The following is a 26760-nucleotide window of genomic DNA, read 5'->3' on the forward strand; positions in this document are numbered from 1 at the left end:
GGCGCGATGACGGCGCGGACAGCGTTACTGTTGCTTTCAAGACGGTACTCGCCTAGCGGGGGATGACCTTGTCGCTCGCCGGGACCTTGTCCCAGAAAGTGGTGTTGATCGAACTGTCGAGATCGACGGCCTTCTTCAGCGCGCCGTTGTCGAGCAGGAACTTCTGCGCGAACGCGAGATTGTCGCGGTCGATATAGCCGATGCCCTTGCTGCCGCCGGCGCCGTAGGTCAACAGCGGCTGCAACGCTTCCAGCGTTTCCATCTGCTCGGTGCGGTTGAGCGTCGGCACCTCCTTGAGCAGGATATCCAGCGCCTCGTCCTTGTGCGTCATGGCATAGACCCATCCCTTCAGGCTCGCGCGCAGGAAGCCCTGCACCAGCTTGGGATTGTCCTTGATCGTGCTTTCGTTGACGATGATCGCCTCATTGGCGAGGTTGATGCCCATGTCGGCCGGATTGAACATCACCGCGGGCGTCACGTTGCGCCGCTTCAGGATCAAGAGCTCGTTGTAGACGGTCACGGTCGCGACATCGACCTTGCCGTCGATGAACGGCACCATGCTGTTGGCCTGCGCCTCGAGATTGACGTCACGATCGATGCCGTTGGCCTTCAGCATGGCCTGCACCATGAACTGCGGGCCGGTGAACCAGGTCGAGACCGTCTTGCCTTTCAGGTCGGTGAACTTCTTGATCCCGGCCTTCTCGAGCGCCACCAGTCTGTAGGGCGTCTCCTGGAACAGCATGCCGATGCCGACGATCGGCAACCCCTTCTCGCGCGCCTGCAGCAGCGAGGCCATGCCGCCGCCGTGGCCGAAGGTATCGGTGTTGGAGCCCACCATGTTCTCGGCGATGATGTTGGGACCGCCCGGATTGATGGTCAGCGCGATGCCCTCATCCGAATAGAAGCCCTTGGCCTTGGCGACGTAGTAACCGGCGAACTGCGCCTGCGGCAGCCACTTCAGCCGCAACGACGCGGGCGTGAGGTCGGCCGCGTCAGCATTGCCGGCAAGGCCGGAAAACATCAGCGCCGTTGTCAATGCGAAACCGGAAGCGAAAAGGGACCGTCGGGCAGTTCTGTACATGATGTTTTCCTTCAACGTGTGCAGTGAAGTGAAATGGAGCACGAATCGTGCCAACACCTAAGCCGTGGCCTGGCGCGCAGCGAACGGGGCAAGCTTCGCGCGGATCGAGGCCGCCGTGCCGCCGTCGAGCTCAATGGTCACGACATCGGGCATCGGCGTCTTCAGTTCGCGGAACGCCGCCTCGAACGCGTTCAGCCAGACGCCGCCCTGGGCGAGCCCCGCGGCAGCGAGAATGACGACCGCGTGGTTATAGCGCAGGTAGTCTGCGGCATCGCCCGCCAAGGTGGCGACAGCCGAACGCGCGACGCTCTCGTTCAGCACATGCGGCGGTGCCTTCATCAACCCCCAGCCGTCCTCGACCAGCACGTCGAGCACAGGGCCGGGCCGCGTCTTGATCGACTGGTAGAAGGCGGCGTCCGGGTTGATCAGGAAGTCCGCCACGATGGCGACGCGCCGGCTGCGATTGTCGTCGCGTCTCATCGGGCTTTCTCCTCGCCGGCGAGGAATTCGTCCATCTCCGCCATGGCCGCGGCCATGTCGAAATCCTGCGCGTCCATCGCGATGCCGGTCGCGCGCGGCCATGCGAGGCCACGCGACTCGAACTCCTCCTTGAGCTCGGTCATCCAGACGCCCATGCCGGCGATGCGGTCGCTGCCGCCCGCCACCGCGCCTTCGGGGCGTCCGCCCCAGGAGGTCTTCGTGCTGGTGAGCCGCACGCCGCTGGAGGGGCTGCCGTCGAGCCCGATGATCACGACGTCATAGCCGTGCTCGGTATGCAGGCTGACGGTATCCACGACCGTGCGCGCAAGCGCGCGGCAGTGCCGGCGATAGCCCGGCGTGTCGTATTGCTCGCGGGACTGCCACCAGCGTGCGACCCCGAGGAAGCTCATCTCGGGGCACGGCAGCTGCTGGATTTCATAGCCGTTCGCGCGCAGCCGGTCGACCAGCGGCGTCACCATGCCGGGGCATTTGGCGAACTCGCTCACCTTCGCGTTCTGGTTCGCGAGGCAATGGGCGACGTAAGCAACCTTTCGCTTGTTCCCCGACACCACGGGCCTCCTCCCTCGTTGCCGCCAATCAATGGCGTTTCGGTCCACGACAGGGCGCGCCGCTGACTGCCGTTTGAACCAGCACTACGATGCGCTTCCTTGCAATCGTCATCGCCGCGCCTTTCCGTCGCACCGCCTGATCAGGCAAAGATCTCGCCAAGCGAGGAGATCGTGCGCAGCACCTTGGCATGCTCCAGGCCGGGCCACTGCACCCGCATCAGGAAGTGGTTGACGCCGAGCAGCTCGTTGTAGCGCTGCACCTCCTCCTTCACATACGCCTTGTCGCCGATGATGAAGCGGTCCTTCACGAAATCCTCGAACGGCTGGTTGAACGATTCCGCGCCTTCCGACTGCTTGTCCAGCCCCCAGGACGAATAGGCGCCGTATTTATATTCCAGCGCCGCCTTGCACTCCTCCAGCGCCTTGGCGCGCGTCGGCCCGACATAGCATTCGCGGGTGATCGGCACCTCCGCCGGGAACGACTTGTTCACGCTCTTGAGCGTCTCGCGGTAGAGCTTCATCTGCGGCACGAGCTCCCGCAGATGCGCGAAATTCGTGATCAGCCAGGCATCGCCGATCTTGGCCGCGCGCTTCACCGCCGCGTCCACCACGCCGCCGATCCAGATCGGAGGGCCGCCGGGCCGTACCGGCTTCAGGCCGATGCCGAGATTCTCGAGCTTGAATATCTTGCCGTTATAGGTGACCCGATCTTCGGTCCAGAGACGGCGCATGATCTCCACGCTCTCGGTCAGGCGCTGCGCGCGCTCCGACAGCGGAACCTGGAACGTGTTGAACTCGGCCTCGCGATAGCCGACGCCCATGCCGAGCACGTAATTGCCGCCGGTCAAAAGGTCGAGCGTCACGGCATCTTCCGCGACATGCGCCGGATTGAGCAGGGGCATGACGAGGATGTTCGGCCCCATCAGCATGCCTTCCGCCTCGCGCGCCAGGTAGGCCATCATCGGAATCGGCGCTAGCATCTGCATCGGCTGCGTCAGATAATGATGCGGCACCCAGAGCGAGCCGAAGCCGCTCTTGCGGGCGAGCCGCACCTGCTCGATCATCTCGCTTCGCGCGTTCAGCACATTGGTCTCGGGCGTGAACTGCGTCGTGAGATAAAGTCCGACTTTCATCTGTGTTGTCTCCCTTGATCGATTACGCCGGCGCCTGTTGCAGCGAAGGCGGTGGTAGAGCTGAGGATTCGCCGGCTATGCCGTCGATCGCCGCAACGGCGCCTCGGCCCGCTTGTCCCTTGCGAACAGCGCCGCGAGGTTGTCCAGATTGCGCGCCTCCGCCAGGCCGCCGACGGCGGCCTTCAGCGGCTCCACGCGGTCCGAGAAGCCGGTCTCGCCGAGCAGCGCGGTGACCTTGCGCTCGACCTCCTCGTCGAGCAGGCTCGGCCGGTCGCGATAGCGCGCCGCTGCCGGGTCGCCGCTCGGACAATCGCTGAACAGGGTGCGCCGTTCGCCATTCTTCAGCCGAAGCTCGAGCTCGATGCAATATTCCTCCGGATAGCGCCGGCTGAAATCCGGATCTTCCTTCACATGCACCCGGTCGCAAAGCGCCAGCACCTCGCGATCCTGGATCGCCTGATCGGTGAAATCAGAAAGCTCAAGCCGCCCGCGCAGAAGCGCAATCGCGATCGCGTAGGGCACGTTGAATTGCGCATCCACCGCGCTCTTCGGCCGGTGGTGATAGGTGAGGACGCCGGTCGCGTAGATGCGGATGTGGACGGCTTCGACATCGCCGGCCGCGATCCCGCTGTCATGCGCCTCGATCGCGAGATCGATCGCGCCGTGCTCGAAGCGGCAGCAGGGATAGGGCTTGATTGCCGTTCCCAGCGCGTGGTGATCCTTGCCGAGGCCGCGCGTCATGCAGGCGGGATCGATCGGCTCGCCAAACGAGAATGCGTTGAAGAAGCCGCCCGCTCCCTCAAAGATCGTGGCGGGCCCGGTGAAGCCTTCCCGCGCCAGCCGCGCAGCCAGCACGCCGCTATGCGCGGCGCGCCCCGGATGCAGCCGCTTGATCCAGGAGCCATCGGCTCGCCACTCGGTGAGGCCCGAGGCCTGGGTGCCGGCGATGCCGAGCGCGCGCACGAAAGCATCGCGATCGAGGTCCATCGTCACGGCGGCGGCCGCCGCCGCGCCGAACACGCCGCACAGCGCGGTCGGATGCACGCCGTGGTGAAACTGGCTGCCGCGAAACACCTCGCCGAGCCGACACATCACCTCGTAGCCGACATAGAGCGCGCGCAGGAAGGTCTCACCCGAGCACCCCTCCGCTTCGGCCGCGGCGAACGCGGCCGGCACCACGACGGCGCCGGGATGCAGCACCGCGACGCGGTGATCGTCATCCAGCTCGAGCGCATGCGCGAAGGCGCCATTGGCGAGTGCCGCGTCCCATGCCGAGGTCGCCCGGCCCACCCCCATCACGGTGGCCTCGGCCTTGCCGCTCGCCGCGAGGATCGCGCGCGTCACCGGCCCGCTCGACGGCGCAACAGTGCCGGCAAGCGTGACGGCCAGCGTATCCAGCGCATAGATGCGCATGGCGCTTGCCAGAGCCTTGTCGCCCTTCAGGGCGCTGCCGACGGAATATTCCGCAAGACTCTCTGCGATCGTCGCCACTCTGCTCACTCCTGACCTTCGCCGCCTGCCCTGATACCGTAATCTCTTGCAACCGCCGCGGCGGACTAGCGCCGCGCGCCGGGCGCCTGCGCGATCAATTCGCCGCGGCCGCCGTTTGCGGTGAATTGGCCATCGTCCCAGACCACCTCGCCGCGGGAAATCGTCGTCTTCGGCCATCCGGCAAGCGAAGCGCCCGCCAGCGGATTGGGACAGACGCCCGGCCAGATCTTCTCCGCATCGACCGCCTGCCGCGCCGCGGGATCGACCAGGATGATGTCGGCATCCATGCCGGGAGCCAGCGAGCCCTTGCGCGCAGCGAGCCCGAACAGGCGCGCCGGGGTCTCCGCCATCGCGCGCACGAGCGTCGGCAGCGCGACATCGTTTTCGAGCGCCCAGGTGAACATCGACGGGAAATGCGTCGGCGCTCCCGGCATGCCGAACGGCGCCTCGAAGATGTTGTCGCGGCCCTTCGCCTTGGCGGCCGGGCTATAGCTCGCGTGATCGCTGCCGACAGTGTTGATGGCGCCGGTCGCAAGCGCGGTGCCGAGCGCGCGCCGATCGCGCGTGTTGCGCAAGGGCGGCGCGATCCGTGCCGGCGCGCCGTGGCGGCGCATCGCATCGTCGCCCATCAGGATGTATTGCGGACAGGTCTCCGCCCACAGCGGAACGCCGCGCCGCCGCGCCCGTTCGACCGCGGCGAGCCCTTCTTCGGACGAGACATGAACGATATAGGCCGGGCATCCCGTCGCCTGCGCGGCAAGTCCGACCATGTCGATCGCGGCGGCCTCGGCCTCGGGAGGCCGGGTCGGCGCGTAGTCCTCGGGCGCCGTGCGTCCGGCCGCGATCGCCGCCTGCTCCAGGCGGTCGACCAATTCGCCGTCCTCGGAATGCACCAGAACGATGCCGCCGTGGCGGCGCGCCTCCTCCATGGCAGCGAACAGGAACGGCTCGCTGACCATCATGCCGCGGCGCTTGTAGGCCAGGAACATCTTGTAGGAGCGGAAGCCGCGCGCGGCGATTTCGGCAAGCTGGGCAATCGTGTCCGCGCGATCGTAGAGCACGACATGGAAGGAGAAATCGACGAGCGAGTTCGCGACGCCGTCGACGCGATGGCGTTCGACGAGATGGGGAAGCGGCTCCTCCGGCTCGCCGCGGATCATGCCGATATAGGTCGTGACGCCGCCCATCGCCGCGAGCCTGGAATAGTCGCCCATGCCTTCGCCGTAGAAATGCACATGGGGATCGACGATGCCGGGCATCACCAGAAGCGAGTCCGCATCGATGATCCGTCGCGCCGCCGGCAATTCCGCGCCTTCAGCGTAGCGAGCAACGAGACGGGATCCGGCAACGCCGACAGTGCCGCGCGATTGGCCCTGGCCATCGACGAGCGTGCCGTTTCGGATCAGGAGGTCGAGCATTCAGTGGCCCGCGCTAGCAAGACAATTGGATTGTCCGCATTAGAATGTCGTCCTAAATGAGTGTCAACGGCGAATCGAGTGAGGCTGAACGGACGCCAACCAGTTCAGCCGGCCAGTAAACCGTTCGGCGTGGCGCGTCGATATCAGGCAGGCAACCTGTTGTAGAAATTAACCTATTTTCGCGAGCGCAGGTTGGCCGGACTCCCTGTTCCCTTGCATCGGGACCACGCTCCATTGTTTAGAAAAAATTGTAGCAATACATTATTGTCACGTTCGCTGGTTCTTGTTAGTAGCAAGGGTGATCAACGCGTGAGCACGCTGCAACGGACCATGACAATTGACGCGCGCGCACACATGATGTGCAATATTGTAGTGGTCCGCTCACACCCATGGCTTTCGGGAAACAACAAAACAACTGATACGGGCACGAAGGAATGTGGGAACCGACGCTACCGAAGACGCGACCGCTCTACAGGGCCATTGTCGCAGCGCTGCAGCGGGACATCAGCAGGGGCGACCTGACGAGCGGCGAGCGGCTACCGACACATCGGCAGCTCGCCCAGCAGCTCAACGTCACGGTCGGGACGGTGACCAAGGCCTTCACCGAAGCCGAGCGGATCGGCCTGATCGTGAGCCGCGTCGGCCGCGGCTCCTACGTCATGCAGTTTCCGGAAAGCGCGGTCGCCGCCGACAGCGAACCGAAAGGCCTGATCGATCTGTCCGTCAACACAGTCACGATCGAGCCGTTCAACAACGCGCTCAACAAGGTGCTCGGCGCCCTGTCGCGGCGCAAGTCGCTTTACGGCCTGCTCGAATATCATCCGGTGCCCGGACTGCTGCGTCACCGCGCCGCCGGCGTGAAGTGGCTGCGGCTGCGCGGCATCGAAACGCACCCCGACAATGTGATCCTGTGCAACGGCTCGCAGGAAGGCTTGATGGCAGCGCTCGCCACCGTGACCAAGCCGGGCGATGCCGTTCTGACCGAAAGCCTGAACTACGCCGGGATCAAGCGGCTCGCCGACCTGTTCCGGCTGGACATTCGCGGCGTGCCGACCGACGAATTCGGCCTGCGGCCCGACCTGTTGCAGCAGGCGGCAAAAGGCATCCGGGTCGGCGCCATCCTGTGCTCGCCGACCCTGCACAACCCGACCAACGCCACGATGCCCGTCGAGCGGCGGCGCGAGATCCTGACCATCGCGGCCAAGCTCGACACCTATGTGATCGAGGACGACTCGAGCGGCCATCTTTCCGGCGACGAACGGCCGACCATGGCCACGATCAATCCGGACCGCTGCATCTATCTCTGCGGCACGTCAAAGAGCATGGCCCCGGGCCTTCGCATCGGCTACATGATCGCGCCGACCAGCATCCTGCCGCGCCTGAGCGACGGCGTGCACGCCACCTCCTGGACCTCGCCGAGCCTGATGGGCGAGATCACCTCGGTCCTGATCGAGGAGCGCATCGCCGAAAGCTTCGTCGCCTGGCACCGCAGGGAAGCGCTCGAGCGGATGAAGATGGCCGAGGACCTTTTGGGGCTCTCGAACATCTTCCCGAAATGCCCTACCTATCATCTGTGGCTGCAGCTGCCGCCGCCCTGGCGCGCCAACGAGTTCGCCGCCCATCTTCGCCTCGGCAACACGCTGGTTTCGCCGGCCGACGCGTTTGCGGTCGACCGCAGCCCGACCCCTCATGCGATCCGGGTCAGCCTCGGCGGCGTCGCCGAGCGGTCGCGCCTTGCGGAAGGGCTGCGCGTCATCGCCGAGGCGCTCACCGCGCGGCCAACCTCGTTCTCCGTGGCAGTCTGAGGGTGAAATGTTTTTCCATGATTGTACCAGAACATCATTCACATTGCGAACATTGATTGTGTTTGATTGATTGCTCTGCGACGCCGCCTCGAATGGAGAATTTGATGTTTCTGAGCAATCCGACGTTGGGAACCAAGGAAGCCTATGTTCCGGGCCTGACCCAGGAATATGTCGCGAAGACCTACGGAATTCCGGTGGGGGATGTCGCCAAGCTTGGTTCCGCCGAAAACCCGTTCGGCCCCTCGCCCAAGGCGCTCGCCGCGGTGAAGGAAGCGCTGAAGGTCGAGTCCTATCCGGAATGGACCGCGCGCGCGCTGCGCGAAAAGATCGCGGCGAAATACGGCTATAAGCCCGAGCAGGTGATCTGCGGCGCCGGCGAGACCGAGATCATGTCGTGGATCATCCGGACCTTCGCAGCGCCCGGCGACAAGGTGCTGATGTTCGTCCCCGCCTTCCCGATCTATCACATGGCGGCCGAGAACGAGGGCCGCGTGCCGGTCTTCATCAAGATGACCGACGATCTCGATTTCAACTGGGACGCCTATCTCGCTGCGATCAAGGACGTGCGGATCGTCTTCCTCACCAATCCGCACAGCCCGACCGGCCGCCTCCTCAAGCTTTCCGACATTCGCCGCGTCTGCGAGGCCGCCAAGGACCAGCTCGTCGTGCTCGACGAAGCCTATATCCATTTCTCCAACACCAATGGCGGCATGGACCTGGTCAAGGAGTACAAGAACCTGATCGTGCTGCGTACCTTCTCCAAGGTGTTTGGCCTGGCAGGCCTGCGCGTCGGCTTCGGCATCGCCGACGAGAGCGTCATCACCCCGATGATGCACCTCAAGCCGACCTGGAACATGGGCGCACTGCAGGTGGCGGGCGCTTGCGCGGCTCTCGATGACGACGAATACATCAAGATGACGATCGAGACGATCGCGAAGATGCGCAAATACATCCTGGACAAGATCGCCTCGCTCAACCGCTTCTCCGTGGTCGGCGAACCCTGCTCGAACTTCTTCCTGCTGCGGATCGAGGATCCGGCGCTGGACTCGACCATGATGTTCAACGAGCTGCTCAAGCGCGGCGTGATCGTGAAGGACGGCTCGATCTCGTTCATCAACCTCGGCAAGCGCTACCTGCGCATCGACGTCAGCCTGCAAAAGCAGATGGACCGCCTCGCCTGGGCGCTGACCGACATCAGCAACGCGGCCTGATGGCCGCGTTGCGCACGGAGCCGGCAACGGGAAGCTCAGCAACATGACCGGGGCTCCTTATCGATGACGGACACGGCGGGCGTCGCACGGCACGTCAATGGCGAGCGCCTGTGGCGCCGCCTGATGGAGCTTGCGCGCTTCGGCGCCACGGCGAAAGGCGGCGTCAGCCGCCTTGCGCTGACCGAGGAAGAAGTCGCCGCGCGCGCCCAGCTTGTGAGCTGGGGCGCGGCGATCGGCCTCGAGCCATCGGTCGACCCGGCCAGCAACCTGTTCCTGCGGCTCACGGGAACCGATCCCGGCCTGCCGCCGCTCTTGATCGGGTCCCACACCGACAGCCAGCCGACCGGCGGAAAGTTCGACGGCGCCTATGGCGTTGTCGCAGCGCTGGAAGCGCTCGAAGCCATCAAGGCGTCGGGGCAAAAGCATCGCCGCGCAATCGAGCTGGTGGCATGGATGAACGAGGAAGGTTCTCGTTTCGCGCCGGGCATGATGGGCTCCGCCGTCTTCACCGGCGTTCGCCGGCTCGACGAGATCAGGCCGCTCAAGGACAAGGCCGGCATCAGCGTTGGCGATGCGCTCGATCAGCTTCTCGCCCGCGAAGCCCATCTGCCGCGCCGCGCGCTCGGCTTCAAGGCGGCAGGTTTCGTCGAAGCCCATATCGAGCAGGGCATTACGCTGCAGAACGAACGTCTCACCATCGGCGTGGTGACCGGCATCCAGGGCAAGCGAACCTTCCGCATCGAGGTCGAGGGCGAGGAAAGCCACGCCGGCACCTCGGCGCGCGCCGATCGCAAGGACGCGCTGGTCAGCGCGGTCGCGATCGTCGATGCCCTGCAAAAAGCGATGTGGGACAAGGAAGACACGGTTCGCTTCACGATCGGCATGTTCACGGTCACGCCGAACGCGCCATCGGTCGTGCCCGGCCGCGTCGTCTTCTCGGTCGACCTGCGGCACGGCGATCCCGACACCGTTAAACGGCTGGGCGATGCCATTCCCGGCATCTGCGAGGCCGCGCGCGGCGCCTGCGCGGTGCAGGTCCGCGAGCTGCTCTACGACGTCCCGCTCCAATTTCCGAAGTCGATGCGGGATTTGATCAGCGAAACCGCGCAGCGCCTCAAGCTGTCTCACCGCGAGCTGCCCTCGCCCGCGGGCCACGATTCACGCTACCTGCACTATGTCTGCCCGACCGGAATGATCTTCATTCCCTGCAAGGACGGCATCAGCCACAACGAGGCCGAGGACATCACGCCAAGCGACGCCACCGCCGGTGCGCGCGTGCTCGCAGACGTCGCCCTTGCGCTGGCCAACGCCGATTCCCCGAACGATTGATGCCGGCGGCCCAATCGCGCCTTCCCGTGCGATCGAGCGTGGAGGATTCTCTCCGCGACAGGCGTCACGACAACGGGGCCGGCGCCAGCCAGAGACGATGACATTGATCGAGTTTGATCAGACCACGATGGCCAGAATGACGGCCGCACTCGAATATGCGTGCAGGAAGATCCCGACGGAGAGGGATTGCCAGGAAACCCGCAAGCGCATAGCCGAACGGATCGTTTCCTGCGTGAGAACCGGCAAGCGCTCACAGGAAGATCTTCAGGAGGCCGGTCTCGATGCCTTGGCAGCGATCGTCCAGCCGGCCCGGCTCGGCTGGTTTGACCTGATCAGGTGGAAGCGATAGCGCCGCGCGTCTGCGATGCCGGTCACTTCCTGACCGGCGCGTAGAACGTCCCTTCGACCTCGCAGATATCGTCGCCGTTGAGCCGATGCACCTCGATGATGGTGCGCGGCGGATAGGGACCGGCGCCCCACAGTTCCTCCTGCACCTTGTTGACGATGGGGCGGAAGCGATACATGTCCGTGACGTAGACGACGAGACGGGCCGCGTCGCGCAGCGACGCCCCTTCGGATTCCGCGATCAGCTTCATGTTCAGAAAGGCCTGCCGGATCCGGTTCTCATCGCCCTGAACCTGCAGATTGGTCTTGGGATCGATGCCGCGCATGCCTGCGACGAAGACGAAGTCTCCGGCGCGCGTGCCCAGGTTCCACGGTCCCGTCGGCTTGATTGCGCCGTCCGGCGCGAGCGTCTTCACGCCGGCGGGCGAAAGCGGAAGCTGCTGTGCCACAACTGCCGTCGGCAACAACAATGCGGCGGCCAGCAACGTGATCTTCCTCAAGGTGCACCTCCCGTTTTGTTCGACGTTATTGTCTTGATTCCCGCGTTATCCCGCTTGCTTCGAAGGCGGCCTCAGGAAACGAAAATCGCAGCCTTCGTCGGCACCAAGAATCTGCTCGGCATAGAGCTTGCCGTAGCCGCGGTCCGGCACGGGTGGCGCAAAGGGCTTCGCCTGCCGGCGGCGTTGCTCGAGCTCGGCCTCACTCACCAGGAGGTCGATCCGGCGTTCTTTCACCGAAAGCCTGATCCGGTCGCCATTGCGCACCAGTGCCAGCGGGCCGCCCGATGCGGCGTCCGGCGTGATGTGGAGGATCACGGTGCCGAACGCGGTGCCGCTCATGCGAGCGTCGGACAGCCGGACCATGTCCTTTACGCCTCGCGCGGCGAGCTTCTTCGGAATCGGCAGGTAGCCCGCTTCCGGCATGCAGGATGCCGAGAAAGGTCCGGCGTTCTGCAGCACCAGATAGTCGTTCTCGGTGACGTCGAGAGCGGGATCATCGATCCGCGCGGCGAGATCTTCCAGCGACGTGAAGACGACCGCCCGGCCCTCGCCTTCGAACAGCCGCTCGTCCGCCGCCGACCGTTTCAGGATGGCGCCCTTCGGCGCGAGCGAGCCGAACAACGCGACCAACCCGCCGACCGGCTCGATCGGCGCGTCGCGCCGCGCGACGATGTCATGGTCGACAAATTCCTCGGAAGCCTGCAGCCGCTCGCCCAGCGTCTCGCCGGTCACCGTCAGGCAGTCGAGATGAAGATCCTGCTTCAGCTCACGCAGCACGGCTCCGACGCCGCCGCCAGCGAAGAAATCCTCCATGTAGTTCTCGCCGGTCGGCTTGAGGTTGACCAGCACCGGCGTCGCATCGGAAAGCCTGTTGAGGAAGTCGAGCGACACCGGAATGCCGGCACGACCCGCGATCGCCGTCAGGTGGATGATCGCATTGGTCGAACCGCCGATCGCGAGCAGCACCCGCAAGGCGTTCTCCACCGATTTCGGCGTGATGATCTTGTCCGGCGTGCGGCCGCTGCCGATCATGTGAACGGCCGCCGCGCCCGAGGCCTCCGCGGCGCGCAGCCGGTCGGCATGCACGGCCGGGATCGCCGCCGTGCCCGGCAGCATCATGCCGAGCGCTTCGGCGACGCAGGCCATGGTCGAGGCCGTTCCCATCACGGCGCAGGTGCCGCTGGTGGTCGACAGCCGTCCTTCGACGGAATCGATCTCGGCGCGGTCGATCTGGCCGGCGCGATATTTTGCCCAGAAGCGGCGGCAATCGGTGCAGGCGCCCAGCCGCTCGCCGCGATAGCGGCCCGTCATCATCGGCCCGCCGACGAGCTGGATCGCCGGCCGTCCCGCCGACACCGCCCCCATCAGTTGCGCGGGCACCGTCTTGTCGCAGCCGCCCATCAGCACCACCGCGTCCATCGGCTGCGCCCGGATCATTTCCTCGGTATCCATCGCCATCAGGTTGCGAAACCGCAGGCTGGTGGGACTGAGAAACGCCTCGCCGAGCGAGACCGTGGGAAATTCCAGCGGCAACCCGCCGGCGGCGATCACCCCGCGCTTCACCGCCTCCAACAGTTCAGGAAAATGACGATGGCAGTTGTTGAAGCCGGATGACGTATAGGCGATGCCGACCGTCGGCCGCGCCAGCATCTCATTGGAATAGCCCATCGAGCGGGCGAAGGAGCGCCGCAGGTATAGCGCGAAATCCTTGTCGCCATAATTGGTCAGCCCGTGGGTCAGGCCACGCGGATCGGAATCGGTCATTCTGCTGTCCACTGCGCGATCAGATGAGCCGGGTCTTGATGAACTTGGGCTCGAGATAGTCGCGGATGCCGAGGCTGCCGCCTTCCCGTCCCATGCCGCTCTCCTTGACCCCGCCGAAGGGCGCCTCAGCGGAAGCGATGATTACCTCGTTGACGCCGACCATGCCGACCTCGATCGCCTCGGCCGCCAGCGTCGCGGTCCGCAGGTTGCGGGAGAAGACATAACCGGTCAGGCCGAAGGGCGTCGCGTTGGCACGCTCGACGACTTCATCGAGATTATCGAAGCGCGCGATCGGGGCGATCGGCGCAAACGGCTCCTCGCGCATGATGGCAGCGTCGTCACCGACGTTCTTCAGCACGGTGGGCTCGAAGAAATAGCCGCGGCTGAGATGCGCGGGCGGTTTCCCGCCGGACAATACGCTCGCGCCATGCTCGACCGCATCTGCAACGAGCCGCTTGGCATGGTCGAGGCCGCGGGCATTGGCCATCGGGCCAAAGTCGACGCCTGGCTGGTCGAAACGGCCGATCGTGAGCTGGCGCGCCACTTCCGCGAACTTCGCCGCGAAAGCGTCATAGGCCCCACCCTGCACATAGAAACGGCTCGGCGAAGCGCAGACCTGGCCGCAGTTGCGGAATTTTGCCCTCGCACAGGCTTCCGCAGCACTGTCAATGTCGGCGTCCTCGAACACCACGACCGGCGCGTGACCGCCGAGCTCCATGGTCGCCTTCTTGACGCCGTCCGCGCACAGATGCAGCAATTGCTTGCCGACCGGCGTCGAGCCGGTGAGCGAAACCTTGCGCACGATCGGCGCGCGGATCAACTGCTCGGCGATGCGCGACGAATTGCCGGTCACCATGTTGACGGCGCCGGCGGGCAGACCCGCCTCATGACAGGCGGCGATGATCGCCGCCGCGGAGGCCGGCGCCTCGCTCGCGGGCTTGAGAATGACCGAGCACCCGGCGGCGAGCGCCGCCGCAATCTTGCGCGCCGGCAGCAGGGCCGGAAAATTCCAGGCCGAGAACGCCGCGACCACGCCGACCGGCTGGTAGATCACTGCCATCCGCGTCGCCGCATCCCGCCCTTCATAGGACTGGCCGTAGATCCGCCGCGCCTCCTCCGCATACCATTCGAACTGTTCGGCGCATGCCATCCACTCGCCCCTGGACTCCGCCAGCGGCTTGCCGGACTCGGTCGACATCACGACCGCGAGCTGGTCGATGCGCGCTTTCAGCAGGTCCGAAATCCGTCGCAGCTTCGCGCCGCGTTCCCATGCCGGCACCTTGCGCCAGGCCTTGAATCCTGCCGCGGCCGAGGCCAGCGCGCGCTCGATATCTTCAGGTGTAGCGTCCGGAATATGGCCGATGACGTCCTCGGTCGCGGGATCGAGCACGGGCTTCTTGCCGCCGCCCGCGCTCCAGCTCCATTCGCCGCCGATATACAAGCCGAAATTGCGATCGTGATACATCCGCTGTCCTGACTTCAGAGATCCTGATTGAGCCATTCGTCCTGCACGGCCGCGCACCAGTTGCCGACGTTCCATTCACCCCAGGCGCCGAGGCCGCCGAGCGGATCGTTCCCCGCATAAACCGGCACATGCACGACGCTGAGGCCATCATGCGCGTGAGCCTGGTCAAGCGCGCGCTTCAGTTCATCGGCCGACCAGCCGCCGTGCACGGCCTTCACGCCGGACACGGCTGAGGTGAGCGCGACATAGTCGACCGCGACACGGTCATTGGTCCTGAACTCCGCGCCATATTGCGCGACCTGCAGACCGGTGATCGCGGCCATCCGCCGGTTATCGAAGATCACGATCATGCCGCGCACGCCATGCTCGACCGCGTCGATCAGAACCTGTGGGTTCATCATGAACGAGCCGTCGCCGCAAAAGGCGATCGCATAGCGCGGCTGCTGCGCGGCCGCTCCAGCCAGCAATGCGCTGGCGGCGAAGCCCATATAGGAGGCGCCCGTCTCGGTGAAGGTATCGCCGGTGCGATCGTCCGCCACGACCTGGAAGCCATTGGCCTGGACGTCGCCGGCATCGAAATATTTCACGGCAGCGATGCGGTGGGCGAAATCGGCCACCACCTTGATCGCGGCGGGCTGGCCGAGGGCGGGACGGCGCCACACCTCATCCGATATCGGCGGCGCTGCGAAGCGCGCATCGCAATAGGCGCGCCATTCCTTCTTCCTGGCAAGGCAGTTACGCAACCACTCCTGCCGCGCGGTGCTTACCGCCGCGTTGCCGTGCTCCTGTTCAATCCGCTTGGCAAGCAGATTGACCACTTCGGGGATGTCACCGATCAGCGTGGTCGTATGGTTGTAGTGCAGCGCATCGGCGATATCGCCGTTAATGTTGATGACGTGTTTTGCCGACTTGTAGCCGATGCCCGAGCAGTCGGCCTGACAGACGCCGCGCGAGCCGACCACGATCAGAAGCTCGGCATGGGCCATCGCATAGTTGCCGCTGATCGTGCCCTTGGAGCCGCCGACATGCATGTTGCGCGGGTCATCATCGGCCAGCACGCCGAGCGCGCCCGGCGACAGCACGACCACCGCATCGGCCGCTTCCGCCAGCCTTCGGATCGCGGCGTCATGACCGCGAGTGCCACCGCCTGCCCGGATCGCGATGCGGCGGCTGGCCGCGATCAGCCTGGCGGCCTCCGCGAACGGCGCGTCGCTCGCGGGCACGAGCGCAGGCAGCGCGGGACGCTCCGGCAAGGCCGCGAGATTGACCTTGAATACGACAGGCTGGGTGTTGATCGGCAGCATCAGGTAGAACGGCCCGGCCTTGTAGGGATGGAACACGCGACAAGAGCCGCGGCGCAGCGCCTCGCGCAATGCCTGCGGCGTGTGCAGCGTGTAGGACTCGCCGAGCTCGGCAGTCATCCTGCCGTAGATGCCCTGCTCCGGCTTCGGCACCTGCTGCATGTTGTAGCCTTCGCCGAAGGTCGTCTCATCGCCATAGATGTGATAGACGCCGACCCCGTTCGACACCGCCGCGAGCGAGCCGGCCATCGCCTGCAAGGCGCCGGGACCGATCGAGGTGATGACCGCCGGCGTCTCGCCATAGGTCCAGCGCAGCGCCGTCGCCGCATGCGCCATCTCGACCTCGTTGCGGCAGTTGATCGTTCGCGTCGCGCCCTCCTCGTCGTAGATGCGCAGGACTTCCGCGATGTCGGTCGAGCCATGGCCGAAGATGGCAAAGTACGTCCTCACTCCCTGTTTCAGGAGGCCGAGGATCAAGGCTTCCGACAGCGAGATTTCCGCCGATCGCGGCAATGCGCCACTCTCGAGCGCGGAGGCGAACCCGCCGGCGCGACCGATCGCCCGAGCGCGTTGACGCATCGAGTCGGGCCCGGCCTTCACTTCGGTCAGGCTTTCCGGCTTCAACGCCTCGGGGGCCACTGCTGCAGCAACAGGGTTCATTGTTTTAGCCTCTCCTATTCCGCCGCCTGCATGGCGCGGTTCGCCGGCTGATCCCATGCCCGGGTCTCGGCGGTCTCGATGAAGCCGGCCTTCAATTCCGCGCGCGCCTTCTCCATGTCGATGGCACCGACCCAGCGGCCGACGACCAGCGTCGCGACGATGTTCGAGGTCAAATTGGTGGCGGCGCGGATTTCGGCCATGAAGCGATCGACGCCGAGCAACAGCGCCAGCCCGGCCACGGGAACCGAGTCGAGCACCGGTAGCGTCGCCGCCAGCGCGATGAAGCCGCCGCCGGTCACGCCCGCGGCGCCCTTCGACGTGAACAGCATCACGAACAGCACCGTGAGCTGATGCCAGATCGTGAGCTCGACATTGAACGCGTGCGCAAGGAACAGCACGGCCATGGTCATGTAGATCGCGGTGCCATCCATGTTGAAGGAGAAGCCGCCCGGCATCACCAGGCCGACCACCTCCTTGGCGACGCCGACCTTCTCGAGCTTCTGCATCGAGCGCGGCATCATGGTCTCGGCGGAGGTCGCCGCGAACACGAACAGGATCTCGTCCTTGAAGTAGTTGAGGACGCGGAACACGCTGAAACCGCACAGCCGCAGGAAGCCGCCGAGAACGATGAGAACGAACAGCACGCTGACGAGATAAATCGAAGCGACGAGCTGACCGAGATCGGCAAGCGTCTTCACGCCGTATTTTCCGACGGTGAAGGCCATGGCGCAGAAGGCCGCGAGCGGCGCCACATACATGATGATCCGCACCATGCCGAACAGGCCGACTGAAGCCGCCTCCAGGAACGAGACGATCGGGCGGCCGCGCTCGCCGGCCATGCTCAGCGCAGCGCCGAGCAACAGCGCAATGAACAGCACCGGCATGATGTCGCCCTTGACGAACGGCTCGGCAAAGGACGTCGGGATCATCGACATGAAGAAGTCGGTCAGGTTCATGGTCTTGGCGACCTTGGCGTAGGCCTCGACCGCCTTGGTGTCGAAGGCCGCCGGGTCGGCATTGATGCCGACGCCGATCTTCCAGACATTGCCGACCGCCATGCCGATGATCAGCGCCAGCGTGGAAGCAACCTCGAAATACAGCAGCGCCTTGATGCCGACATCGGCAACGCGACGAATATTCTCCATCTTGGCGATGCCGACGACGATGGTCGTGAAGATGATCGGCGCCACCACCACCTTGATCGCCTTCACGAAGGCGTCGCCATAGGGCTTCAGATAAAGCGCGGCGTCGGGATAGACATAGCCAAGCACGGCGCCCAGCACGACCGCGACGATCACCTGAACATAAAGCTTGCGGTACAGCGGCTTCTTCACCTGCCGCGGGGCTAGAACATCGGCGGTCGCCATGCCGCCTGACGCGGCGTGCTTGCCCTCGCTGGTAGCCATCATACTCATTTCCTCCTGAACCACCGCTTGGATACGGTTTGTCATGCCATGGACTCGCGGCGCTTCTTCACGAGCGCTTCGCGTATGCGCTCCGGCGTTGCCGGCAGCGACGTGATGCGGACGCCGATCGCGTCATAGATTGCGTTCATGACGGCCGGGATGGTCGGCACCATCGCCGGCTCACCGATGCCCTTGACGCCGAGCGGACCGATCGGATCCCGATCCTCGACGATGATGGAAGTGACATGCGGCACGTCGAGCGAGGTCGGCAGAATGTATTTGGCAAACCCTGGCGTCGTGGTGTGGCCCTGCTCGAGCCGGTAGTCTTCCATCAGGCCCTGGCCGAGCGCCTGGACCACGCCGCCCTCGATCTGCCCTTCGACCCCGCGTGGATTGACGGCGCGTCCGACATCATGCGCGGCCCAGATGCCGAGCACCTGCACCTCACCGGTCAGCGTATCGACCTCGACCTCGGCGACCTGGCAGCCGAACACATAGGCCTGCCAAGGCGTGCCGCTGCCATCGACCGGATCGAGACCCGTGTGTTGGGCCGTGAAGCTGGCGGAACCGACCGGAACGACGCCGCGCTTTTTGACGTGCTCCACGGCCTCAGCCATGGTCTCGCGCCAATTGGTGTCCCGCGCCCAGACCTCGCCATTACCCGTCTCGATCGAGGCTGGATCGACATCCCACATTTCGGCGACGGCCTGCACGAAGCGCGCCTTGGCCTCACGGCAAGCGATCGCGACCGAATTGCCGATCATGTAGGTCTGCCGTGTCGCGCCGGCATGTGCCGCTTCCGGCGCGCGCGCGGTGTCGTTGTCGCCGATCACGACATCCTGCGGCCTGACGCCGATCTCCTCCGCCGCGATCTGGGCCAGCACCGTGAGAATGCCCTCGCCGATCTCCGTGACGCCGGTGACAACCTTCACGGTGCCGCCGTCGTCAATCTCGACCCAGGTCCCGGCCCGATCGACGGCTGCGGTTCGGGCAATGCCGTACCAGCCCCCAGCCATGCCGCGTCCACGTTTCCTTGCCATCAGGCTGCTCCCCGGCGCGCTGTCGGTGCCTCCGCATTCTCCGATGAGAGGCGCGGCGTCAGCGTGCACGGCTGTCGCGCGCCTTCGCCGCCAAGATCGGTACGGACGGCGCCACGAACATTCGGCACACCGCTTTCCCAGCGCGAGACCTTGCGCGCCGCCTCCAGCACTTCTGACATGCTTGACGAACGCAGCGGCTGCTTGGTGTGCGTCAGATCGCCCGTGTGCATCGCGTTCTTCAGCCGCAGCTCGAACGGGTCCAGGCCGAGCCGTTCGGCGCAGATGTCGAGATGGGATTCGGTTGCGAACTGCGACTGCAGCGAGCCGAATGAGCGGAATGCCCCCGACGGCGTGTTGTTGGTGTAGATGCCGTAAGTGTCGATCTGGATGTTCGGGATATTGTACGGCCCGCCGCCGAGGATCGCGCCCTTGCGCACCACGCCTTCGGTCGACAACCCATAGGCGCCGCCGTCATAGATGATGCTGATCTGCGAGGCCAGGATCCTGCCCGAGCGCGTCAGTCCCATCCTGTAGGTTGTGCGCGACGGGTGGCGCTTGGCGGTGCTTGCGATCGACTCCTCGCGGGTGAAGACCAGCCGAACCGGCCGGCGCGATTTCATCGCGAGCAGCGCCAGCATGCCCTGGTAGATCATGTCCTCCTTGCCGCCGAACCCGCCGCCGACCGGACTCATGATCATGCGCACCTTGTTGATCGGCAGGTTGAGGATGCGCGCCATCATGTGGCGGTGATGGGTGATGTTCTGGCTCGGCGAGTGCACCGTCACCACGCCGTCATGATCGACATAGGCAAGGCCCGCCTCGGTCTCGAGGTAGGCGTGCTCGACCGGTTGCGTCTCATAGGTCTGCTCGACGATGAGCTCGGCGTCGCGAAGTCCCTGTTCGACGTCTCCTTTGCGGATCGGGATGTGCTTGACGAGGTTGTCGGGCGCATAATCGTGCAACACCGGCGCGCCCGCCGCCATCGCGGCCTCGGGGTCGAACACCGCCGGAAGCGGCGCGTATTCGACCCGGATCGCGGCAAGTGCGCGCCGCGCATCCGCGAGGCTCTCGGCCGCCACCGCCGCCACGGCCTCGCCGACATAGCGCACCTTGCCGCGCGCCATCACCGGCTGGTCGTGCACGAAGACGCCAAAGCCATCCTGGCCCGGCACATCGGCGCTGGTGATGACCGCTTCGACGCCGGGCATCCGCTCGGCCGCGGTCACATCGAGGGCAACGATGCGGGCGTGCGGATGCGGGCTGCGCAGCACCTGGACGTGCAGCATGTCCGCCATCGTCATGTCGCCCGCATAGCGCAGCGCACCCGTGACCTTGGATGGCGCATCGATGCGGCGGACGTTGACGCCGATATATTTGCCATCGGTGGCGTCGACCTCATCGAAGATCGAGGCCGACAGCTTGCCGTTCAGCACATCGCGGGCCATCTCGACCGCATCGAAAATCTTCTGGTAACCGGTGCAGCGGCAGATATTGCCGCCGAGGCGCTCCTTGATCTCCTCGCGGTCTGCATCCGGATTGGCGCGCAGCGCGGCCGTCGCCGCCATCACCATGCCGGGAATGCAATAGCCGCACTGGCTAGCGCCGGCCTTGTGAAACGCCTTCTGCACTGCCGTCATCTCGCCGGACCTGGCGAGGCCTTCGACGGTGTCGACCTGCCTGCCCGCGATCTTGGCGACCGGGACCAGGCATGATTTGACCAGCACGCCGTCGACGAAGATCGAGCAGCTACCGCATTCGCCGGCACCGCAGCCCTCCTTGGTGCCGGTGAGGTTCAGCTCGTCGCGCAGGAAATCCAGCGCCCGCTGGAAGGGCTCAGCCGGCCGGCGCTGGCGCCTGCCGTTGACGGTCGCTTCAACAATCATGTCAGTCATCGGCCACCTCTTCCGCGATCGCGCCCATCGCCGCGGACGCTCCCGCCCTGCGCATCGCCTTGACCAGTCCGCGCCGGAGAAACCCCGGCACGACCGACTTCCGATAGTCCTGCCGCGAGCGCGAGCGCACGAAGCCGTCGCACAAGCCCGCAACCTCGCGCAGGCCATCGGACGTCAGCGGATGGCCGGTCAGCGCACGCTCGATCTCCGTCATGCGCTTCGGCACCGGACCGACGCCGCCAACCGCAAGGCGCACGTCCTCAAGCGCCTCTTCCGCCCCGATCCGGACGACGACCGAAAGGCAGACGGTCGAGATGACCAGCGAGCGGCGATGGCCGACCTTCTCGAAGGCGCCGCCATAGCCGTTAAGCGCATCGCAGGCGATGCCGACCACGATCTCGTCGCGTTCGGCCACGGTGCGGCCGGGGCCGGTGATGAAGTCGGCAAGCGGCATGCGTCGCCGGCGCACCGCGCCCGCGCGAAGTGCGGCAAGCTCCACGACGGCGTTCGCCGTCAGCAGCGGCGGAATGCCGTCCGCGGCTGGCGACGCATTGACGATGTTGCCGCCGATGGTCGCCGATTCCCGGATCTGGCTGTCGGCGAACCAGATCGCGCAATCCGGCATGCCGGGCATGGCGCCGATCAGATCCACATGATCGAGGAAGCGCTGCAATGGCGTGGCCGCGCCGAGCCACACGCGTCCCTCGGCTACGCGAACCTCCTTCAGCTCCGGAATGTTCGCGACATCGATCATGACCGGGACATGCACATCGCCGGCGCGCCCTTCACGCGCCCATGGCAGGAGGTCGGTCGCTCCTGCCACGAACCGGAAGTCCGGCGCAGCCGCCGCCGCCGCGAGCGCGTCGGCGAGCGACGCGGGGCTCAGATAGTGATCGCAGGTCAGCATGGCGTCGCCAAAACCCTACTCGGCCGCGATGCCCTTGAGCGCGGCGTGGCCGTGGGTCTTGACCACGACCTTGATCGCGTCCTCGATTCGCTCGCGCGCATAGCGCAGCGCCGTCGGCAGGTCCTCGAGCGCGAAAGTGTGGGTATGCACCTTGGTGGCATCGAAGCGCTTCTGCGACATGAACGCCTCCGCTCGATGGGTCGCGCTCTTGCCCTCGCCGCGAATGCCGTAGACGTAGATGTTGTTGCGCACGAGATGCGCGACATCGACTTCGGCCGGCTTGCCCGGGAATGCCGCGAGGCAGATGCGGCCGCCGCGATTGACCATACGCGCGGCCTCGTTGATCGCGTTCGGCGCGCCGGAGCATTCGATTACGTAGTCGACGCCCTTGCCGCCGTTCAGCCGCCGCACCGCCTCGACGGGATCCTCGTTCTTGGCGTTGATGACATGATCGGCACCGAGCTCGCGGCCGATCTGCAGGCGATTGTCGCGGGTGCCGGTCAGGATGACCGGCTGCGCGCCGAGCGCTTTTGCCACGGCAACGCCGAGCAGGCCGATCGGGCCGGGCCCGGTCACCACCACGCTCTCGCCGGCAACGAGGCCACCGAGCTCGGTCAGGCCATACATCGCGGTGCCCGCGGTGACGACGAGGGTTGCCTCCTCATCCGACATCGCGTCCGCGACGCGAACCAGCGTGTTGATGTTGTTGACGGCATATTCGGCAAAGCCGCCGTCGGTGGTGAAGCCGTTGGCGCGATGGCCCTTGTCGACGTCCCCATAGTTGAGGCCGTAGTTGTGGCAGGAGGTGTACATGCCTTCGCGGCAGCGCTTGCACTGGCCGCAGCCGGCATGGATTTCGACCGTGACACGCTCGCCGATCCTGTATTCGTCGACGCCGGGTCCGAGCGCGACCACGGTGCCCATATATTCATGGCCGGGCGTGAAATTCTTGTTGAAGGGCAGACCGCCCTGGATCATCGCCGGCGGGCCGTGATGGATGATCTCGAGATCGGTCGCGCAAATCGCAACCGCATCGATCCGCACCAGAACCTCCGCGCGCTTCGGCACCGGGACCGGCTTCTTGCTCAGCGTGAGCTGGTCGGGATCGCCGAGCACCCAGGCGCGCATCGTGTCCGGGATCGGAAAGTCGGGCGAAGTCTTGACGTGGTCGTGCTGGTACATCGGTTTTCTCCCTGAAAGAACGGCCTTCTATTCAGCCGCGGCGCTCTTGCCGGCCTGGCTCACGATCGCACCCGGCGCACCGAGCTCGATCGAAAGCTCGTTGGTGGCCGCGAGCAGATGGATGCGGATCTGGTCGAGATGGTCGTCCGTGGCGCGGAACACCGGCGACGACACGCTGATCGAGCCGACCACGGCGCCGGCGTGATCGCGGATAGCGGCACCGAGACAGATCACGCCCGGCTGGAATTCCTCGCGATCAACTGCATAGCCGTTGCGCCGCGCCAGCCTCAGCTCTTCCCTCAAGCGATCGAGATCGACGATCGTGTTCGGCGTGAATGCCGTCATGCCCTTGTCGGCGATGATCCGCTCGAGTTCGGTCGGCGGCAGCCAGGCCAGGATCGCCTTGCCGGTTGCGGTTGCATGCGCGGCATTCATCTTGCCGCCGAGCCCGGCATCGACGCGAACGGCGTGGCGCGCCTCGCGGCGCAGAATGTTGACGAGGCTGGTGTCCTGCATGATCGCAAGCTGCACCGCCTCGCGGGTCTGGTCGTTGAGCCGATCGACATAGGCTTGTGCGCGACGCGGCAGGTCGACCTGGCGCAGACACGCCGCGCTCAGGTGAAGGATGCGCGGGCCGAGCACATAGGATCGGCCCGTGGAGCCGCGTCCGACATAACCCCAATTGTGCAGCGTCGAGATCAGGTGATGGCAGGTGGAGACGTTCAACCCCGCCGTTGCCGCGATCTCGGTGAGCTTCGCCTCGCCGCCGGCGTCTGCGATGATGTCGAGGATCAGGAAGGCACGATCGAGCGCCTGGATGCCGCCGCGATCCCGGCCGATCGGGGGTCGAGCCGGCATGATGCTGGGCGGCTGCTCTGCACTATCGACCAAAACCCTCTCCTCCACTGCGTGTTTTCGGCAGAAGAGCGCAAGCAGGCGCCGTTGGTCAAACCAATTTTCACATTACAGATCATGTTTTTATTAGGTGAAAATCTGGCGTCCCTGCCGATCTCCGCAGAATCCCACCAGGTCGGTCGCAAACCGACCATCACCCTGAATTGATCAGCCCTGTCGGCGCCTGAAGTAACGTCGATCGCGTGCGGGCCGTATTGGCTTTCGGGGCGGCCCGATATTGACCACCACCGGCTCCAGCCAAGAAGAGAAATCGCGATGATGAGCAGACGCGCATTCACGGCGACACTTGCGGCCGGTGCGGCCGCTTCACTGCTTTCGACGCGCGGCATGGCTGCAACGCAGGCTCCGACGAAGGCGCGCAACGTCGTGCTCGTGCACGGGCTGTTTGCCGACGGATCGTGCTGGTCGGAGGTGATCGCACGGCTGCAGGCGGCGGGACTCAATGCGACCGCCGTGCAAAACCCGCTGACGACGCTGCCCGAAGCGGTCGCCTCTGCCGAGCGCGTCCTGGCGCGGCAGGATGGCCCGACCGTCCTGGTCGGCCATTCTTTTTCCGGGATGATCGTCACGGACGCCGGCATGCATCCGAACGTCTCGGCGCTGGTCTATGTGGCGGCGCGGGCGCCGGATGCGGACGAGGATTACACGGCACTGGCCAAGACCTATCCGACGCCGCCGGCGAGCGCTGGCATCGTCTTCGATGGCGATGAAGGACGGCTTTCCGAGCAAGCTTTCCTGCGCGATTTCGCCGGCGACCTGCCGGAGGCGAAGGCAAAGGTGCTTTATGCGGTCCAGCAGCCGTTCCACAAGGCGCTGCTCGCGGGCAAGACCACGCATGCGGCCTGGCGCTCGAAGCCGAGCTACTACGCCGTTTCAACCGAAGACCGCACCATCAATCCCGACCTCGAGCGCTTCATGGCCAAGCGGATGGGCGCGAAGACCATCGAGGTAAAGGCGAGCCATCTTGCGCTGATCTCCCATCCCGATGAAATCACGCAGCTGATCCTGGAAGCGGCCGGCCAGCGGTCCTGAAAAGGCGCAAACGAGCGGGAGCGCGGTTACGCGTGTTTCATCGGGCGTGGATCGAAACGAAGTCTCCTCTCATTCCCAGAACGGTGGAATGCGAGGATGCGCGGAAAACAGCGCATCGCCGCGAGGTCACGTGCTTCAACCAGCGACAAAGACGGGCGAGCTGACAGGTATCGGATTTACATGCCGCGCAAAATCTGCTTTGGCGCTGCGTAGCGATCGTTGACGACTCGGATCGGCGCGCCAATACTTCGACAAGGGACTTCGGGCAGGCATGAGGACGATGCGGTCATCCCAGCGTTCCGGTGACCGGTCCCGCAATGGAGCGACCGCGCGCCGGTCAGGACCAACGACAGGCAAGCGCGGGAAGACCGCGGAGCAGGACAAGAAACTGGCCAGCGGCACGTCGAAATCGGAGCGGTCGCGGGATCTCATCCTTCACGCTGCCGCTCAGCTGTTTCGCCGCCAGGGATTTTCGGCAACGACGCTGCGCCAGATCGCTGACCTCGCCAAGACCAAGGCCGGCAGCATCTACTACCATTTCGACTCCAAGGAAGAGATCCTCGACGAAGTGCTGGACCGCGGCCTTCGCCACGTCTTCGAGACCGTCAGGAACGCGGTCGATCGGGCAGGCAAGGCATCACACCGGCGCAAGATCGGCCTTGCGATCGAGGCCCATCTCGTCGCCCTGCTCGAAACCAGCGACTTCACCTCGGCGAACATCCGCATGTACGGGCAGTTGCCGGAACATTTGAAGAAGCCGCACCGGCCGTTGCGCCGCGCCTACGCCGAATATTGGGACCAGCTCTTCCTCAACGCCCGGCGCGCCGGCGAGATCCGCGCGGACATCGAGATCGTGCCGTTGCGCATGTTCGTCATCGGCGCACTGAACTGGACGATCGAATGGTTCAGGCTCGAAGATCGCGATGCCGTCCTTGAACTGGCCCGTCGCACCGAGGCGCTGATCTTCGAGGGCGTCCGCAAGCCGTGAGGTCGCCTACCTGCCCTGCCAGACCGGCTTGCGCTTTTCCGCAAACGCCTTCGGCCCCTCGATGGCGTCAAGGCTGGCATAGGTCTCGACGTGCAGCCGCCCGGCCTCGACCAGTCCCTGCGCATAGCCGAGATCCATCGCGGCAAGCACGCTGGCCTTGGCTGCCTTGACCGACAGGGGCGCGGCCTCAACGATCTTGCGCGCCAGTTCGCCGGCGCGTTCGCGCACCGCCTGCGGATTGTCCTCGAGGTAGTTGACGAAGCCATACGCGGCGAGCCGCTCGATCGGCATGGTCTCGCCAGTCAGCACCATCTCCATCAGAAGCGGCTGCGGCAGCATCCAGAGCAGCGGCACCGCCCACGGGCTGCCCCGCCCCATTTTCACCTCGGTTATTCCCGCGCGCGTGCCGCGCAGGCCGACCCTCAGGTCGCATTTGATCGCAAGCATCATGCCGCCCGCCATCAAGGAGCCTGTCATGGCGGCGATGATCGGCTTTGATACGTTCCGCATACCGTTCTGCATGGGATCGCGCATCAGCGTCAGGATATCCACCCCGTCGCGCGCCCTGATCTCGGCCGCCTGCTTCAGATCGAGCCCGGCGCAGAACACACCGCAATCGGCCGAGGTCAGGATGATCACGCGTACCGACTTGTCGGCTTCGGCACGGCTCCAGGCCTCCGTCAGGCCGTTCATCGCCTCGACGGAAAGCGCGTTCTTGCGTTCGGGCCGGTCGATGCTGACGGTTGCGATACCGCCCTCGACCGAATAGCGGACCTGATCGTCGTGGGTCACGATATTGGCTTCCTCAAATTCTAACATCTGTTAGAATACACCGCGGCGTGCTGA

At 65.3% G+C, this 26760-nt stretch carries 23 protein-coding genes; 6 read left to right on the forward strand and 17 right to left on the reverse strand.

Features of this window, described 5'->3' with window-relative positions; all coding sequences use genetic code 11:
- Positions 1-52: 52 nt before the first annotated feature.
- From QOU61_RS28435 to QOU61_RS28460, 6 genes are all read right to left on the reverse strand, one after another.
- The gene (locus tag QOU61_RS28435) at positions 53-1081 is read right to left on the reverse strand and encodes an ABC transporter substrate-binding protein (protein ID WP_289654526.1); all 1029 of its coding nucleotides are present in this window, start codon (positions 1079-1081) and stop codon (positions 53-55) included.
- Between the two features lie 57 nt (positions 1082-1138).
- Positions 1139-1561: a hypothetical protein gene (locus tag QOU61_RS28440; RefSeq protein ID WP_289654527.1), complete on the reverse strand. Its 423-nt coding sequence runs from the start codon at positions 1559-1561 to the stop codon at positions 1139-1141.
- Positions 1558-2130: a hypothetical protein gene (locus QOU61_RS28445; RefSeq protein WP_289654528.1), complete on the reverse strand. Its 573-nt coding sequence runs from the start codon at positions 2128-2130 to the stop codon at positions 1558-1560. Before QOU61_RS28445 ends, QOU61_RS28440 begins: the two co-directional genes overlap by 4 nt.
- A 140-nt stretch (positions 2131-2270) precedes the next feature.
- Complete coding sequence (locus tag QOU61_RS28450; RefSeq protein ID WP_289654529.1) at positions 2271-3263, reverse strand: LLM class flavin-dependent oxidoreductase; 993 nt, start codon at positions 3261-3263, stop codon at positions 2271-2273.
- Between the two features lie 75 nt (positions 3264-3338).
- Positions 3339-4754, reverse strand: a complete 1416-nt coding sequence (locus tag QOU61_RS28455; protein WP_289654530.1) for an MmgE/PrpD family protein — start codon at positions 4752-4754, stop codon at positions 3339-3341.
- A 65-nt stretch (positions 4755-4819) separates the two neighbouring features.
- On the reverse strand, positions 4820-6172 hold the full coding sequence (locus QOU61_RS28460; protein WP_289654531.1) for a dihydroorotase: 1353 nt from the start codon (positions 6170-6172) through the stop codon (positions 4820-4822).
- 434 nt (positions 6173-6606) lie between these two features.
- Here QOU61_RS28460 and QOU61_RS28465 point away from each other — a divergent pair, with 434 nt between their 5' ends.
- From QOU61_RS28465 to QOU61_RS28480, 4 genes are all read left to right on the forward strand, one after another.
- The gene (locus QOU61_RS28465) at positions 6607-7977 is read left to right on the forward strand and encodes an aminotransferase-like domain-containing protein (protein ID WP_289654532.1); all 1371 of its coding nucleotides are present in this window, start codon (positions 6607-6609) and stop codon (positions 7975-7977) included.
- Positions 7978-8081: 104 nt separating this feature from the next.
- Positions 8082-9188 (forward strand): histidinol-phosphate transaminase, encoded by a 1107-nt coding sequence (gene hisC / locus QOU61_RS28470; protein ID WP_289654533.1) that lies wholly within the window; start codon positions 8082-8084, stop codon positions 9186-9188.
- Positions 9189-9251: 63 nt separating this feature from the next.
- Positions 9252-10517, forward strand: coding sequence for a Zn-dependent hydrolase (locus QOU61_RS28475; protein ID WP_289654534.1), 1266 nt, complete (start codon positions 9252-9254; stop codon positions 10515-10517).
- A 97-nt stretch (positions 10518-10614) separates the two neighbouring features.
- Entirely contained in the window at positions 10615-10866 is a 252-nt protein-coding gene (locus QOU61_RS28480) for a hypothetical protein (RefSeq protein WP_289654535.1), read from the forward strand.
- Positions 10867-10888: 22 nt separating this feature from the next.
- Here the strand turns inward: QOU61_RS28480 and QOU61_RS28485 are convergent, their stop codons facing one another.
- From QOU61_RS28485 to QOU61_RS28530, 10 genes are read right to left on the reverse strand one after another with little or no spacing between them, the layout of a single operon-like run.
- Positions 10889-11362 (reverse strand): RidA family protein, encoded by a 474-nt coding sequence (locus tag QOU61_RS28485; RefSeq protein ID WP_289654536.1) that lies wholly within the window; start codon positions 11360-11362, stop codon positions 10889-10891.
- Between the two features lie 45 nt (positions 11363-11407).
- On the reverse strand, positions 11408-13126 hold the full coding sequence (locus tag QOU61_RS28490; protein WP_289654537.1) for a dihydroxy-acid dehydratase: 1719 nt from the start codon (positions 13124-13126) through the stop codon (positions 11408-11410).
- 19 nt (positions 13127-13145) lie between these two features.
- Positions 13146-14591, reverse strand: a complete 1446-nt coding sequence (locus QOU61_RS28495; RefSeq protein ID WP_289654538.1) for an NAD-dependent succinate-semialdehyde dehydrogenase — start codon at positions 14589-14591, stop codon at positions 13146-13148.
- A 14-nt stretch (positions 14592-14605) separates the two neighbouring features.
- Positions 14606-16552 (reverse strand): thiamine pyrophosphate-dependent enzyme, encoded by a 1947-nt coding sequence (locus tag QOU61_RS28500; RefSeq protein ID WP_289654539.1) that lies wholly within the window; start codon positions 16550-16552, stop codon positions 14606-14608.
- Between the two features lie 14 nt (positions 16553-16566).
- A complete protein-coding gene (dctA, locus tag QOU61_RS28505; protein WP_289654540.1) occupies positions 16567-17961 on the reverse strand; it encodes a C4-dicarboxylate transporter DctA in 1395 nt (464 codons plus the stop codon).
- A gap of 38 nt (positions 17962-17999) precedes the next feature.
- On the reverse strand, positions 18000-18998 hold the full coding sequence (locus QOU61_RS28510; protein ID WP_289654541.1) for a xanthine dehydrogenase family protein molybdopterin-binding subunit: 999 nt from the start codon (positions 18996-18998) through the stop codon (positions 18000-18002).
- Positions 18998-20890: a molybdopterin-dependent oxidoreductase gene (locus QOU61_RS28515; protein WP_289654542.1), complete on the reverse strand. Its 1893-nt coding sequence runs from the start codon at positions 20888-20890 to the stop codon at positions 18998-19000. The genes QOU61_RS28510 and QOU61_RS28515 overlap by 1 nt, the downstream gene beginning before the upstream one ends.
- Positions 20883-21797 (reverse strand): FAD binding domain-containing protein, encoded by a 915-nt coding sequence (locus QOU61_RS28520; protein WP_289654543.1) that lies wholly within the window; start codon positions 21795-21797, stop codon positions 20883-20885. The genes QOU61_RS28515 and QOU61_RS28520 overlap by 8 nt, the downstream gene beginning before the upstream one ends.
- 15 nt (positions 21798-21812) lie before the next feature.
- Positions 21813-22979, reverse strand: a complete 1167-nt coding sequence (locus QOU61_RS28525) for a zinc-dependent alcohol dehydrogenase (RefSeq protein ID WP_289654544.1) — start codon at positions 22977-22979, stop codon at positions 21813-21815.
- 27 nt (positions 22980-23006) lie between these two features.
- Positions 23007-23870 (reverse strand): IclR family transcriptional regulator, encoded by an 864-nt coding sequence (locus tag QOU61_RS28530; protein WP_289654545.1) that lies wholly within the window; start codon positions 23868-23870, stop codon positions 23007-23009.
- Positions 23871-24149: 279 nt separating this feature from the next.
- Here QOU61_RS28530 and QOU61_RS28535 point away from each other — a divergent pair, with 279 nt between their 5' ends.
- The gene (locus QOU61_RS28535; protein ID WP_289654546.1) at positions 24150-24926 is read left to right on the forward strand and encodes an alpha/beta fold hydrolase; all 777 of its coding nucleotides are present in this window, start codon (positions 24150-24152) and stop codon (positions 24924-24926) included.
- 280 nt (positions 24927-25206) lie between these two features.
- Positions 25207-25914 (forward strand): TetR/AcrR family transcriptional regulator, encoded by a 708-nt coding sequence (locus tag QOU61_RS28540; RefSeq protein WP_289654547.1) that lies wholly within the window; start codon positions 25207-25209, stop codon positions 25912-25914.
- 6 nt (positions 25915-25920) lie between these two features.
- Here the strand turns inward: QOU61_RS28540 and QOU61_RS28545 are convergent, their stop codons facing one another.
- The gene (locus QOU61_RS28545) at positions 25921-26706 is read right to left on the reverse strand and encodes an enoyl-CoA hydratase/isomerase family protein (RefSeq protein ID WP_289654548.1); all 786 of its coding nucleotides are present in this window, start codon (positions 26704-26706) and stop codon (positions 25921-25923) included.
- Between the last annotated feature and the right edge of the window lie 54 nt (positions 26707-26760).

The organism is Bradyrhizobium sp. NP1 (genome assembly GCF_030378205.1).
Lineage (GTDB): Bacteria > Pseudomonadota > Alphaproteobacteria > Rhizobiales > Xanthobacteraceae > Bradyrhizobium.

Excerpts from the sequence above, each read along its gene's own strand:
- QOU61_RS28435 (WP_289654526.1), bottom strand. The coding sequence starts at position 1,081 with ATGTACAGAACTGCCCGACGGTCCCTTTTCGCTTCCGGTTTCGCATTG.
- QOU61_RS28475 (WP_289654534.1), top strand. The coding sequence starts at position 9,252 with ATGACGGACACGGCGGGCGTCGCACGGCACGTCAATGGCGAGCGCCTG.
- QOU61_RS28540 (WP_289654547.1), top strand. The coding sequence starts at position 25,207 with ATGCGGTCATCCCAGCGTTCCGGTGACCGGTCCCGCAATGGAGCGACC.
- QOU61_RS28525 (WP_289654544.1), bottom strand. The coding sequence starts at position 22,979 with ATGTACCAGCACGACCACGTCAAGACTTCGCCCGACTTTCCGATCCCG.
- QOU61_RS28460 (WP_289654531.1), bottom strand. The coding sequence starts at position 6,172 with ATGCTCGACCTCCTGATCCGAAACGGCACGCTCGTCGATGGCCAGGGC.
- hisC (WP_289654533.1), top strand. The coding sequence starts at position 8,082 with ATGTTTCTGAGCAATCCGACGTTGGGAACCAAGGAAGCCTATGTTCCG.
- QOU61_RS28480 (WP_289654535.1), top strand. The coding sequence starts at position 10,615 with ATGACATTGATCGAGTTTGATCAGACCACGATGGCCAGAATGACGGCC.
- dctA (WP_289654540.1), bottom strand. The coding sequence starts at position 17,961 with ATGATGGCTACCAGCGAGGGCAAGCACGCCGCGTCAGGCGGCATGGCG.
- QOU61_RS28440 (WP_289654527.1), bottom strand. The coding sequence starts at position 1,561 with ATGAGACGCGACGACAATCGCAGCCGGCGCGTCGCCATCGTGGCGGAC.
- QOU61_RS28535 (WP_289654546.1), top strand. The coding sequence starts at position 24,150 with ATGATGAGCAGACGCGCATTCACGGCGACACTTGCGGCCGGTGCGGCC.
- QOU61_RS28495 (WP_289654538.1), bottom strand. The coding sequence starts at position 14,591 with ATGTATCACGATCGCAATTTCGGCTTGTATATCGGCGGCGAATGGAGC.
- QOU61_RS28510 (WP_289654541.1), bottom strand. The coding sequence starts at position 18,998 with ATGGCAAGGAAACGTGGACGCGGCATGGCTGGGGGCTGGTACGGCATT.
- QOU61_RS28515 (WP_289654542.1), bottom strand. The coding sequence starts at position 20,890 with ATGACTGACATGATTGTTGAAGCGACCGTCAACGGCAGGCGCCAGCGC.
- QOU61_RS28520 (WP_289654543.1), bottom strand. The coding sequence starts at position 21,797 with ATGCTGACCTGCGATCACTATCTGAGCCCCGCGTCGCTCGCCGACGCG.
- QOU61_RS28500 (WP_289654539.1), bottom strand. The coding sequence starts at position 16,552 with ATGAACCCTGTTGCTGCAGCAGTGGCCCCCGAGGCGTTGAAGCCGGAA.
- QOU61_RS28465 (WP_289654532.1), top strand. The coding sequence starts at position 6,607 with ATGTGGGAACCGACGCTACCGAAGACGCGACCGCTCTACAGGGCCATT.
- QOU61_RS28450 (WP_289654529.1), bottom strand. The coding sequence starts at position 3,263 with ATGAAAGTCGGACTTTATCTCACGACGCAGTTCACGCCCGAGACCAAT.
- QOU61_RS28490 (WP_289654537.1), bottom strand. The coding sequence starts at position 13,126 with ATGACCGATTCCGATCCGCGTGGCCTGACCCACGGGCTGACCAATTAT.